13 protein-coding genes and 1 tRNA gene are annotated in these 12,497 nt (G+C 50.7%); 7 read left to right on the top strand and 7 right to left on the bottom strand.

The genetic code is table 11. From position 1 onward, the window contains the following. Positions 1 to 96 precede the first annotated feature (96 nt). Together Pan241w_RS01035 and Pan241w_RS01030 are read right to left on the bottom strand one after the other, a co-directional pair. Complete coding sequence (locus Pan241w_RS01035; protein WP_145209640.1) at positions 97 to 843, bottom strand: DUF434 domain-containing protein; 747 nt, start codon at positions 841 to 843, stop codon at positions 97 to 99. 68 nt (positions 844 to 911) lie between these two features. Next, positions 912 to 1,538 carry a DUF4274 domain-containing protein gene (locus Pan241w_RS01030; RefSeq protein ID WP_145209637.1) on the bottom strand — a complete coding sequence of 209 codons (627 nt, stop codon included), beginning with the start codon at positions 1,536 to 1,538 and terminating at the stop codon, positions 912 to 914. 281 nt (positions 1,539 to 1,819) lie between these two features. Here Pan241w_RS01030 and Pan241w_RS01025 point away from each other — a divergent pair, with 281 nt between their 5' ends. Further along, positions 1,820 to 2,311 (top strand): hypothetical protein, encoded by a 492-nt coding sequence (locus tag Pan241w_RS01025; RefSeq protein ID WP_145209634.1) that lies wholly within the window; start codon positions 1,820 to 1,822, stop codon positions 2,309 to 2,311. 312 nt (positions 2,312 to 2,623) lie between these two features. On the opposite strand, the gene Pan241w_RS01020 is transcribed toward Pan241w_RS01025, so the two are convergent. The 3 genes from Pan241w_RS01020 to Pan241w_RS01010 all read right to left on the bottom strand — a co-directional run bounded on the left by Pan241w_RS01020 (position 2,624) and on the right by Pan241w_RS01010 (position 5,079). Next, on the bottom strand, positions 2,624 to 2,917 hold the full coding sequence (locus tag Pan241w_RS01020; protein WP_198000250.1) for a hypothetical protein: 294 nt from the start codon (positions 2,915 to 2,917) through the stop codon (positions 2,624 to 2,626). Between the two features lie 32 nt (positions 2,918 to 2,949). Beyond that, positions 2,950 to 3,498, bottom strand: coding sequence for a hypothetical protein (locus Pan241w_RS01015; protein WP_145209632.1), 549 nt, complete (start codon positions 3,496 to 3,498; stop codon positions 2,950 to 2,952). 342 nt (positions 3,499 to 3,840) lie between these two features. Beyond that, positions 3,841 to 5,079 (bottom strand): vWA domain-containing protein, encoded by a 1,239-nt coding sequence (locus Pan241w_RS01010; RefSeq protein WP_232107318.1) that lies wholly within the window; start codon positions 5,077 to 5,079, stop codon positions 3,841 to 3,843. A 235-nt stretch (positions 5,080 to 5,314) separates the two neighbouring features. On the opposite strand from Pan241w_RS01010, the gene Pan241w_RS29575 reads away from it, so the two are divergent. Further along, positions 5,315 to 5,485, top strand: coding sequence for a hypothetical protein (locus tag Pan241w_RS29575; protein ID WP_232107317.1), 171 nt, complete (start codon positions 5,315 to 5,317; stop codon positions 5,483 to 5,485). A gap of 689 nt (positions 5,486 to 6,174) precedes the next feature. Here the strand turns inward: Pan241w_RS29575 and Pan241w_RS29225 are convergent. Then, positions 6,175 to 6,246 (bottom strand) — tRNA-Cys (locus Pan241w_RS29225). After that, positions 6,232 to 6,384, bottom strand: coding sequence for a hypothetical protein (locus tag Pan241w_RS29220; RefSeq protein ID WP_198000249.1), 153 nt, complete (start codon positions 6,382 to 6,384; stop codon positions 6,232 to 6,234). Before Pan241w_RS29220 ends, Pan241w_RS29225 begins: the two co-directional genes overlap by 15 nt. A 496-nt stretch (positions 6,385 to 6,880) precedes the next feature. Between Pan241w_RS29220 and Pan241w_RS01005 the strand changes: the two genes are divergently transcribed. The 5 genes from Pan241w_RS01005 to Pan241w_RS00980 all read left to right on the top strand — a co-directional run bounded on the left by Pan241w_RS01005 (position 6,881) and on the right by Pan241w_RS00980 (position 12,484). Next, positions 6,881 to 7,642, top strand: a complete 762-nt coding sequence (locus Pan241w_RS01005) for a hypothetical protein (RefSeq protein ID WP_145209629.1) — start codon at positions 6,881 to 6,883, stop codon at positions 7,640 to 7,642. Beyond that, positions 7,639 to 8,394, top strand: coding sequence for a hypothetical protein (locus Pan241w_RS01000; protein ID WP_145209626.1), 756 nt, complete (start codon positions 7,639 to 7,641; stop codon positions 8,392 to 8,394). Before Pan241w_RS01005 ends, Pan241w_RS01000 begins: the two co-directional genes overlap by 4 nt. Then, entirely contained in the window at positions 8,387 to 9,214 is an 828-nt protein-coding gene (locus tag Pan241w_RS00995; protein WP_145209623.1) for a DUF692 domain-containing protein, read from the top strand. Before Pan241w_RS01000 ends, Pan241w_RS00995 begins: the two co-directional genes overlap by 8 nt. A 613-nt stretch (positions 9,215 to 9,827) precedes the next feature. Next, positions 9,828 to 10,544: an SGNH/GDSL hydrolase family protein gene (locus tag Pan241w_RS00985; RefSeq protein WP_145209616.1), complete on the top strand. Its 717-nt coding sequence runs from the start codon at positions 9,828 to 9,830 to the stop codon at positions 10,542 to 10,544. A gap of 47 nt (positions 10,545 to 10,591) precedes the next feature. After that, entirely contained in the window at positions 10,592 to 12,484 is a 1,893-nt protein-coding gene (locus Pan241w_RS00980) for a dienelactone hydrolase family protein (RefSeq protein WP_145209613.1), read from the top strand. Positions 12,485 to 12,497: the final 13 nt, after the last annotated feature.

Raw genomic sequence — 12,497 nt, 5'->3', positions numbered from 1 at the left:
CCGGTGATACTGTTACCCATGTATCCGAACGGTAGTCTGCTGTGCAGATAGAAAAAGAAAGTTGCCAGGAAGCTTTCTTTTTCTATTTATGTCTCCTTATGTCTCCGACGTTCTCTCAACTCCCTCCCCCGATAGATCCACAATCCAGGCGTCGGGAACGCGTGCGTCGATGGCGACGCGCGCCAGATTGAACCAGCGCTCTGCCTGGTTGAGAATCTGGCTGTCGGCGGAGGCCACGATCTGATCCGAGCCGATCAACACGGGATCGGGGTCAGGCACCAGGTCGATCTCCCAGTTCCAGCCGCGTTCCTCACTGATTTCGCGCAGCATCGTCTTCAGACGCCCACTGTTGGAAACCGGCTGATCCAGCAGCCAGCGACAGACAGCGACATTCCATTCCGCCATCAGCGTTCCCAGAATTTGAATCGCGGGAATCGTCTCGGCCACCTTGCGATAGCTGCCGTGCATGCTGGCCATGTCACGAAAGCAGCCATCGTGCGCATGTAAGATCACCCCGCCCGACAACGCCGCCTCCAGCGACGTCAACACGTTGTAACCATCAATCCACAATTCCTGCTGCGCCAGGTCTTGAGTCTGAACCTGGTGTTGTTGTCGTCGGGTGGCATCCTCTTCACCGCAGGCACAACGGGCCACGGCCAGACGTTGCCGCGCATTCAACGCATACCGATCACCGACCAGTTTAAGTGCAGACGCTGACGCATAGCCGCGGGTCAACAGCCAGTTCAGATCCCCCGTCGCCCTGAGCAACGCGGGCGCGGCATCGAGATCAAACAGACCCCGATCCTGCGGATGCGAACCACGATGTTGCCGCCGATCGGGCATTTAGTTTTTCCTCTGTTCCATTGTGATAGTTATGTCCTACAGAAATAGCATCGCGGAGGACGAGATCGTTATTTAACACCGCGCGAGGACTTGGGGATAGCTGTCAGCATCGCATCGGGTAACTGCAGTGCTTCCAGGTCGACATGATCAGCCTGCAGCCATGGCTCCGGGTCGAAGTAAAACTTGCGAGTTTTAAAGTCGCTCTGCTTGAATCGACGCTTGATCGCCCTCAGCATCCTCATTACGTCCTGCCCTTCGTTATCAGGGCATTCAGAAATGGTTCTGTAATCAGAATAGTAGACCGGGTCATAGACCCAGAACATTCGCAAGGCGGACCCGGCATCGCAGGACGGATGCTTCATCATGCGAATGAGCGGTTTTATGCCCTCGTCGGCGTTATAAAGACAAGTGAAGCAATGTATTTCCCTGGGCTTCTCAACGGTATTCAGAAACTCCCGACGTAGCTTGGTCCACCGGCGAGATTCCTTTTCGAATGCGGCATCGTCATCAAGATTTTCAAAGCGACTGATCCAGCCCCCCCCAGTCAGATCATATATGAATTGAAGTCGCGATGGAGATAACTTCTCGCATTCCGCATAAGCACGCAACAGCACCTCTGATTGTGATGACACACGTTTGCGGAAAACGGGGTCTGCCATCTCCTGCTTCGTTTTCTTACGGACTTTCTTTGCCATATCAGTGCCCTGCTGTAGATCGTGTCTGGTGGAGAGATCACTCAACACCCTGGTTAAGTCTCTTCTAGACGTAGTTTATAACTGATGTATCGTGCCGTAAATTGAATCTGGGTATAAACTGCGCCAATCGTCCTAATCGGGGATAGAAATAAGGGAGAGGAACCTTTGATTGATGGTAGAACAGAATTCTGCCATTATTCATCAAACCATTGCGAAAGAGATTTTTAGAGCACACTTTTTTCTCCCTGAGAGAAATCATAAAAACAGAATGGATGAAATCCATGACCAGTGAGGACGACAAAGAACGCTGGACGAGAATTAAGTCTTTGCATCAGAGAGCGATGTCAGTGATCTTAGCTGAATGGAATGCAATAGAGAATCAGTTGGAAGTGATTCAATACGGATTACAGACAGAACACGGTATCACGTTTTCAATTCTTCTGTTGTCACAAGATGATGATTTAAAAAAGAATGTATTCGAAATACTTGTTAAGCTAGCATCTGTTGCACACAGATCCATTGGCTTAAATCGTGCTGTAATCAAAACAATGCCTCGAAAATGGGTGATTGAGCATATTGAACCGATCGTCAACCAGATTCTTTCGGATGAAACTGATCACTATGTAAAAACCGAACCTGAGGAATACTACCGAAGATTTGCTGAATTGTATTCTGAACTCGATGATGGCCTACTGAATCGATTATTAGATCGAGCAGCCCAGCACGATAATCCGGATGTGGTTGAAGTGGCAGAAGATTTTCGAGGGAAATAATCTTGGATGACAAGAAGCTGACAGAATATGCAGAATACTGGGATATCGAAGGTTCCGAGTTCCTGCTTGTGTCATCGGAGCATAACAGTTCTGATTGGACCAAATGCTTGATTTATCACAAAGAGAGCGGCTGTTATGAGATCATAGAGGACTCGGATATTTCCCAAGAGGTTATGCTCCGAATGCATAACGCAGGAGTCCCCATAGTTCATGTCGATGATTTGAAAAAACTTGGGAAAAAGTAAATTCGGATGAATAAAAAAAGAGACTGGACTTTTTAAGAAGAGAGAAAGCTTCCGCTTGAACTGCGGGTTAAATTTTTCGAATCTCATAAATAATTCTACGGTGCAGTTCGTCATTTGGATTTTGCCACTCACTCACCCGACACAGGTGCCCCGCCCTTTCCAGAGCCTCCAGATCAGAGAACTGCCACTCCGTTGGAAATGTCGTTGACAAGTCCTGGCCCGCTACTTCAATCCAGTGATATTGCCCAAACGGAAGATACCCCAGCCACTCTGTAACGTACGTGAATTCCCGCGACGGCTCACCTGCTAGCGCAGACAGCAATTGCTCTACAATTTTAAGTTGTGTATAGGTCAATTCCATAGACGTACCAGAAAAGAGAGATCCCTTCTTAACTATTCCCCGCTTTGATACACCACTTCATAAAGCTCCGGTACATGGTGAAGTGGGCAATGATTGATCGCGAAGAGTACCATTTCGCCAGTGACTTCACCTGTTTTTGTATCACATCTCTCATTAAATGAGAAAAGGACGCCACTTTTAAATTCGATCATTTCTCTATCTTCTCCCAATCGTCTCACAATTCGAAAAGGGATTTTTTCATCATGCAGAATATTTATGACATCCTGGAATGCAAAGTCCTGCCCCGCCTTTAAAAACCAGGTGTCGACTCGGAAATGACTGTTTTGATATAAAAACATATCGCCATGATTGAGGCAATCAGCCTGAAGATGATCGTTCTGAATTGAGTGTATTTCCCTGGTGTCATTATCATAAAAAAACTCATACCATCCATAAAGAAATCCACCGGTAATACTACGACCAAAATCAGACTCACAACCAGGTTTCCCCAGCAGCGCAATAGCTTCATCCTTGTGCATTCCGATTTTGACTGGCCCAAATTCACCAGTCAGTGCGAACTCCTTGAGTGATATTGTCAGCATATTTTTCCTTGGTGAGTAAGACACTGGGTGCCACTGTTGGCTTGCCCAACAGTGTTTACGATCCAGGGTTCAGCCCGGTCTCCCCCTGCTCTGATAAAGGCAAGAAGGCAGTTGATACAAAGCCAAACTCATTGTCGAACACTTAATCAAAATTGTCTATCACGACAGTCAAAATCGATTTGAATCAAAGTGAGTCTTCTCACTGTCGGGCAAGCCGACAGTGGCACACCGACACCCTAAATACACTATAAAACAAGTGTGAAACAACAACATCTTCAGAAACAAAAAGCCCCTGGCTCGATTTCTCAAACCAGGGGTCTCCCTGTTCAACAACATCCTTGATCAGACTGCGATCGATTCGATCTCCGCCACGAACCGGCTGGCATCGTTCCCAACAAACGAGGAAACCACGTTGAACACCGCGTCACTGAAGCCGCCGATGTTCAGGATGTCGCCCCGCTCGGGAGCCTGTGATGAACCGTATGGCTGGATGTCGATACAAACCAGTTTCGGATCGGTCACGCCGAGCCGTTTCTGGTTCTTCACGAACGTCTGCCATTCGGACATCACGCCGGTCGCACCACGGCGGCCCGCGCCGACCCAGCTCTCGTTATCGCTCACCAGCACACAGCCGGCAAACGCGCGGTTGCACAGTCGTGCGTTGGCTTCGCGAAGCGGAACCGAACAGTCGGTTCCACCGCCGCCGTACTTCGCCAACCGCTCTGACAGACTCAGAATTGAGTCGGACGCATCAAAGCGTGCATCGTAAGCACGGGTATCGAACGGAATCACCACGCTGTCCGGGTTACGCCGCAGAATCGCTGCCGCAAACAGCGCTGCCGCATCCACACAGCGCATCTTGCTCGACGCACCACGGGCCTGCCAACCGGTCACGGAACTACTCATCGAACCGGACGTATCCAGACCGATGACCACAGGCCCCGTCAACTCCGGCACGTTCCCGCAGGCGATCTCGGCTGCGGCATGCAGCGCCGCCTTGATCTTGTGCGAAATTACCGGAGCCACGTTCAGATACGCCGCCAGGTACTGGTAAGGAAACTGCCGCGAACGACGGATTTCGTCTTCATCCGCCAGTCGATCGGCCACGTAATCTACCAGCACACTGTCGTTGAATACCTCGTGACGCAGCAGCGTGTTGAGGTTCATTCGCAGTGCCTGCGGTCCCATCTGGCGGGCGATCGCCTTCCAGGTCAGCGGCCCTTTGGCTGCATCCGCCAGCAGATCCCAACGCACGGACAGATCTTTCACAATCTCCGCCTGTGCTGCATCGGTTTCTGCCTGACGAAACGCGATCAGCGCCTGTACCTGTCGCGGTAAGTCGGCTGCCGTCGCAGGAGCCCACTTTTCCAGCTCCTTACCCGTCAACCAACCGAAGAGCGCACGTCGTGCGTTGTCCTTTGGCGTAGGTCGCGCCATTCGCAGTACGTCGCGCAGACTCGGATCGTTGCCGATCGAAGCCGAGAGCAACTTGCCTACCGACGCTTCGTTCAACCAGCGCTGGTACGCACGCTGCAGACTGGACGACAGACTCGTACGACCAAACTGTCCCGAACGGATCATCTGGAACATGGTGCGCAGCACGCGACCATTGTCGACCACCCGATCGAACACACGGTGCATCAATTCGGTATCCCGCTTGGACAGAACCACCAGCAGCGCCGCCGGCATGTCTTTCATGAAAGCACGCTCTCGCGCATAAACCGCCAGCTGCGCCAGATAGCGATTGTCGTCGATCTGATCGATCAGCTTGCGCATCGTATCGAGTTGATCCTTCGCGCTCGCGTAGAACACACCGTTGAAGCAACCGGTTGCTGCCATCTGCGCCAGTGCCTGCTTCGGCGCCAACTGGTACGCACGGCCTCCTGCTTCGTTAAACGAATCGGTACGTGGTAATTTACTGTTACGACTGGAAAATAAAGTTTTGTTGGCCATCATGACCTCCTTCCAAAATAAAGGTGTGTATTAAAGGAGACTGGTCTCTTTTTAAAGGAGACCAGACCCCTTTAATGACCCAACAAATGCACTCGACGAAGTGGTGGGCAGAGTTTTCCCTGTGACGTCGCGCACGCGCGGATCGCAGGGGCCGGCCGCATACAGCATTACATCAGGCGGCCGGGCAGGGATCGAACCAGCTTAAACCATGTACTCCACGCCGGCAGTCGAGTGTGTTGCCTTATAAAAGATCGACGAAGTTGTTGAACCAGAGTTTTTTTGCCAATGCTCTGCCAGTTGAGCTACAACGCGACATGCTTAAACATGAAGCGCTGGTGGGAATTGAACCCACAACCTTTGGTTCCCTATGTACTCCCATTCGGCAGTCGATCTTGTTTTTTCTTGTGACGTGGTCATCCTCTCAGAAAGTCGATATTCAATTTTAAAACAGACCGACGAAGTGTTGTACCAGAGACTTACGGTGCTCTACCTTTGAGCTACGGCGCGACACGCTTTACAAAATAGCGCCGGTGGGACTCGAACCCACAACCACCGGGGTATGATCCATGTACTCCAGTAAGGCAGTCGGTCACGTTTTAAAGTGATCATGTTATCCCAACAGACTGTTGGGCTATTTTAAACAACCTTCCAACGAAAGATTTGCTCAGACACGGGTTCTTAGTGATAATAAGATGTAGTCCGAGCCTGCAGTTGGTCGGTTGAAGACGCCAGTGGGAGTCGAACCCAGTTCCAACTGCTTTGCAGGCAGCCGCCCGACCATCAGGTTCCGGCGTCAGTCAATGCCCCTGTCAGGAATTGAACCTGATCTACGAGCTTCGCGGGCTCGCGTGCGAATCCGGCACACTCCAGGGACAAATTATTTTCAGTACCTCGCCAGGGAGTCGAACCCCGTCTGATGGTTTCGAAGACCATCGTGCCTCCATCACACTCGCAAGGCATGCTTTTGAAAAGCCGACGAAACCACAATCGCCGGCTGCCGATGAAAGACAGTGGTCTGCTCACATTGGTTCGCAATATTTCTGAAACGATATCCGAGGGCTATTTCCTGATTCCGATCTTCGACCACCTTCAAACAGTTTTACAGCATTTCCAGCTTCACTGCGCCCAGTATTGACTCACCCCGGAATCCACAAAATCGGTTGCGATGATTGCTCAAAGAGTGCTAACCAGCGAAATTCAATTCGAATTCAAACTAAAAGTTCAAAAAATCATGTTTTATTTGAACTCCAAACGTAGAATCCTCGTTGTCCCATCGACGCCGCTTTACAGCCAAATTATCATCTCACTATTCATCGAGATTGGAGCAGTCGCATGAATCTGGTGACCTCACCAGGAACTGAACCTCATGACCAGGTTCCATTGGTGAAGCGGTATCGACAAAATAGCTTTTCCACCTGAAGGAACCCACATGAATTTTTTTTCACGTCATCGTACTCTTGATCACTCATGCATCGTTAAAATCCTGCATGAATTGCGAGACGTGCTTACCACTACGCTAGCTAATGAACTGACGTCCGTAATCGTTTTTGGCGATTTTGTCAAACAGCAGCAGTTTGACTCGAAACATAGTAAACTCAACCTGATGCTGGTCCTGAATCGGATTGACTGTGACTTGCTGGATAGCATCGCTGATGCAATTGCTAAATTCGAAAAGCAAGTTCCACTCGCGACCATGATTCTGACCCAGGATGATTTAATCTCTTCCTGTGACGTCTTCCCGGTCAAGTTTCACAATATCAAGCAGTATCACACCTTGTTACATGGACAAGACGTGATCTCTGATCTTGACATCTCAGATGAGCATTTACGATTACGGTGCGAACAGGAATTAAAAAATATCATGATCCGGCTTCGTACTATTTACTTGCATCGACGGCATAAACCAGAACAGTTGCTGCAGACGTTGTTGGAGACTGCAAATTCTTTTCTCAACAATGTGAATGCCTGCCTGCTGGTCAAGACGGGTATCGTTCCAGAAGAGGACAGTGACGTTCTGGATGAGTTTGGTGATGAATTTCAAATCGATGTCGCGGTAATCAGGAAGATCCTTGAATTCCGCAGATTGCAGCAGATGCCTTCGTCAGAAGAACTAAAGAAAATCTATAGCGGTTTTATGTCCCTGATCCATGAAACCACGCATTTGGTCGACCAAATGGAGGCAACACAATGAGCAAAACCACTTCGGCAAAGTTCAAAGTGACCTGCAAGTGTGGTAAAAAATATCTCGTTCGTGCTGACCTCGAAGGTAAGCAAGTCAAGTGTCGCAACTGCAAAGAAGATTTACTGCTCGAACGCCGGGCCTCAAATAATCCTAAGTGGTGCTCTGTCTGTTTTTCGAAATTAGACCGGAAAAATCCCGTTTGTGTCGTCTGTAACGCTAAAAATAAAGACGAGCACCCCGAACCACAACCTCCGGCAAAGGAGCCAGGCAGACTCAGTCTCATCGGGGCTTCGTTCATCAATCTTTTGCCCCAAGACCCAATCATGCGAACCTGGATCGTACTTTGTTCTGTTCTCGTGATCGGCATCAGTATCTTACAAATAGGGTGGAACGGGGAGACTTTTCTACTATATTTCTTTTTTCTGGGAGTGGGAATTGCCGTTTTGTGTATCTATGTGAGACTGAAATCACAGCTCACTCCGGGCCTGCTGCTTGTTTTCATCCTGGCTTACGAGAGTACCGCTTTAATTCGACTTGGGTATGGGAGCTACCACGGTATGCACAAATTTGGTGGACTTTTTGGGATGATGTTGTTTGGACCATTCGTCTTCCTGATCTTCTCTTATGCCGGCTCTGGGAAATCGAATCATTGGTCGAATAGTGGATGCAGCAGTTGCGGCAGCAGCTGTGGCAGCAGTTGCGGTAGCAGCTGTGGGGGAGGCTGTGGCGGTGGTGGATGCGGAGGCTGTGGAGGTGACTGACAACAACGAAATGATCGAGGTCCCTCTGATTGGAGTCGGATTTCGTAAGCCATTAGCGGACTGGGTACTGTCGGACCCGATAGAACTGGATTGCGTTGAAGTCACAGCCGAACATTTCTTCGATTCTGACACATCAACTCTGTCACAACTTGCCAAAGACTACCTGGTCTCTGTCCATGGTCTGGGACTCTCCCTGGGAACTCCCGGTCCGCTTGATAACTCAACATTGAGACAATTTCAGAGAGTTGCTGACCACGCCAATGCAAAATGGATCACCGAGCATATCGCCTTTACGAAGACTGACGACGTTGACCTGGGGCACCTCAATCCATTGCCGATGACGGAAAGTTCTTTAACCATCCTGGCCGACCATGCGCGTGAAGTCATGGACCGCTGTCAAAGGCCTTTGCTCTTAGAGAATATCACATCGTACCTGCGAATTCCTGGAGATTATACTGAGCCGGAATTCCTGAACCGTCTATGCGAGCGAGCCGGGAGTGGGCTGCTCCTGGATGTCACCAATCTGTTGATCAACGGTCAAAACCATTGTTTTGATCCAGTCAAATGGTTACATGAAGTCGAGCCGGACTTCATTCGACAGGTGCATATCGTCGGCTATTCGATCCAGAATGGCATTTATCACGATCGTCATTGTGAACCGATTCAAGACAATCTTTACGATCTTCTCAGCGAGGTCGTGCGCTATGCGCCAGTAGAAGCAGTCATACTTGAACGAGACATGGCAATTCCAGCACCAACGGATCTGTCAGCGGAATTGCTTCGTCTGGAAGAAACCTGTGAGCGCGCCCGAAATGATTAGAGTTCTCGCACTTCTTTTACAGAATCAGATCCTGCGCGACCAGTTACGCTCAAACGTCTCCGCATTCATCACCAAACAGGGACTTTCGGACGAGGAAGCAAAGATCATCGCCTCACTCGATTGCGATCAATTAGACCGTCAGGCAGAAGCACTTCTCAGCAAACGGCGATCTCAGGTAGCTCATATCATTCCACAAACCTGGAGTAGCCTTGGTCGAGATGCCATCAATCAGTTTCAAGAATATGTGGAACATGCGAAGTGGCCGGAAACTCACCATAAACATGAACTGGATGCGCAACAATTCTGTAAATTCTTGAAACAGCGTCGCGTTCAAGGTTACTTAAAGTCAGAGCATAACTGGTTGAATTTCCGAATCCACAATTGTTGGTTCAGAATTCACTGGGTTACAGATCTAGTCATCAACAATCAAAGATTTCGGGGAATTCAGGTCTTCGGACGGAATTCATCTGGAGTCCCAGTGAGACGAGCCATATTTCTCCGGCGGACTGATGAAGATCATTGATTCAGTGGAAGTCCTGCTTGACCCAGATGGGGGCGTTGCTGATACTAAATGTAATCGGATTCGAAATTCATCCTTATCAGGAAAAAAAGCATGAATCGACTAAATAAATACGTCAGACTTCAAACAGCGTCCCTCATGCTCCTGTGCTTGACTTCCATCGTCACAGCCCAGGAGAAGCAAACCACCAAAGCTGATCCCAACCTGCCACACGTTCTGATCATTGGTGACTCGATTTCGATCGGGTACACGAAACCCACCATCGAGTTACTTCAAGGCGTCGCGAATGTAGAACGCGTGAAAGCGAATTGCGGCGATACGAACCGGGGGAAACAAAACCTCAAACGCTGGCTGGGAAAGACGGACTGGGACGTGATTCATTTCAACTGGGGCTTGCACGACCTCTGCTATCGGCACCCGGATTCGAAAGTCCAGGGACACCGCGACAAGGTGAATGGCACCATCGCCGTCCCCTTAAAAGAATACGAGAAAAATCTGGAAGCGTTAGTGCAACAACTCGAAAAAACCGGCGCGACGCTGGTCTGGGCCACCACAACCCCGGTGCCTGAAGGGGAAGCAGGTCGCGTCGTTGGCGACGACTTGAAGTACAACGCCGTCGCCGAAAAAATCATGAAACAACACGGCGTCAGGATCAATGATCTGCACAAACTCGCATCCGGATTTGACGCCGCGCTCTGGACCGGACCAGGCAACGTGCACTTTAAAAAAGCAGGCTCGGCCCAACTTGCAAAACAGGTTGCCAACGAGATCAAAGCTGCGTTAAAGAAAAAGCAGACTGACAAAAACTGACATGCCCTCCTTCAGCATGACATCCCATCTCAGAGCGAGACACCAAAATGAAATTGTGCACATCTCTGTTGATCCTGATTCTGCTTTCAGCTTCTGTTGTTTCAGGACAGGAAACCGAAACGCTGCCCCCGTTGAAAAACGGAAAGGCACCGCAGAATTTCGATGAAATGTGGGCCGGCTTTGATCCGCGCCGTGAACCGCTCGAAGTCGAGGTGCTTAAAGAGTGGGAAGAAGAGGGCGTGATTCTGCGCGTGATACGATTTCGCATCGGCGTCTTCAAAGGACAGACTGCCCGACTGGCGGCAATTTTTGGATTTCCCAAGAGCGCAGCCAACAGTACGAAAACTCTGCCAGGACTGGTCCAGATTCATGGTGGGGGACAATACGCCGATCACCAGGCCTGTCTCATGAATGCGAAGCGGGGATACGCCACGGTCTCGATTGCCTGGGCAGGACGCATCAGTGCCCCCGACTACCGAGTGACGCCGGCAGAAGTCAAGCTGTTCTGGGACGGCAAGACAGACGACCCTCACTACAAAGTCACCACCGACTGGGGCGCCCTCGACGGCTATCACGCCCCGGGGAAAAATCCCGGCAACGTCTTTCCCAGTGCCAAACCGGCGGCATGGACCCTCGATAAGGTTGAGTCGCCTCGCAATAGCGGCTGGTTTCTGTGTGCGCTCGCCGCACGCCGCGCATTGACGTTTCTGGAACAGCAGCCGATGGTCGATCCGGATCGACTGGGCGTTTATGGACACTCCATGGGTGGCAAGCTCACGGTCATGACCGCACCCGACCCGCGCGTCAAGGCCGCCGCGCCGTCCTGTGGAGGCGTCAGCGACCGGTATAATCAAAGTCCGCTCTTTCGTGCGACGCTGGGTGATGACGTCAGTCTGAAGCACATTTCATGTCCGATTATCTTCCTCAGCCCCGCGAACGATTTTCACGGGCGTCTGGGCAACCTGCCTGATGCAGTCAACGAAATCAGCAGCAGCGAGTGGCGCGTCACTTGTTCGCCGCACCACAATCACCAGGACACGCCCGATTACGAAGTCGCGACGCTGCTCTGGATGGATCAGCATTTGAAAAATTCGTTTTCGTTTCCGCAGACACCAAAAACAACACTCTCGCTCAAGACCGAAGACGGCGTGCCCCATTTCAAAGTGCAGCCAGATCGCTCCAGGCCCGTTCTCTCTGTGGATATCTTTTATACCCAACAGGGTAAAATGAATGAACGCCCCCAAAACAGGCTGGAGACCATGCACCGCTTCTGGCGCCATGCCCCGGCCACCAAAGCCGACGGCGTCTGGACAGCGGCGCTGCCACTGGGCAACGTCGAACAGCCACTCTGGGTCTACGCCAACGTGCGGTATCCCCTTGATGAGCCTGTTTCCGGAGCGGGCTATTACTATCGCCCCTACACGACTAAATCATTCAACGTCTCATCGCTACTGACGCAGGTCGCACCCGCCCAGCTTCGTGATGCCGGTGTCCGTGTCACACTGGAGCCAACACTATTGATCGAAGACTTTCAAGGCGACTGGCAAAAGGAATGGTTTAATTACCGACCGGATGAATGGACACTGATCACGCATAAACTGAATGACGCCATCTGGAAAGCACCAAAGCAGGCGCAGCTCGCGTTGAAAGTTCGCGCAGCAGAAGCCAATCGGCTGGTGATTGTCATTGACGGATACGCCGCCGAGGTCGAACTCAAAGGGGGCACAGATTGGCAGACCGTCGTGCTGAAACCAGACGAATTTCAAAATTTGGACGGAGCCCCCTTACCGAACTGGGAAGGCATCCGACAATTGAAGCTCACCTATGCCGAGCGACTGCAGCCCATGCGCAGAAGTAAAACAAAGCCAAGGATCGTCGGTAAAAACTGGCGTGGCCCTGCACCGGAGTTTCGCGAACTACGCTGGAAAACAACGCCATAATTTCATGATGTTT

Origin of the sequence: Gimesia alba, from assembly GCF_007744675.1 — a bacterium.
Classification (GTDB): Bacteria; Planctomycetota; Planctomycetia; order Planctomycetales; family Planctomycetaceae; genus Gimesia; species Gimesia alba.
Note: the sequence above shows the minus strand (reverse complement) of the source record. Positions and strands in the feature narration are given on the sequence as shown.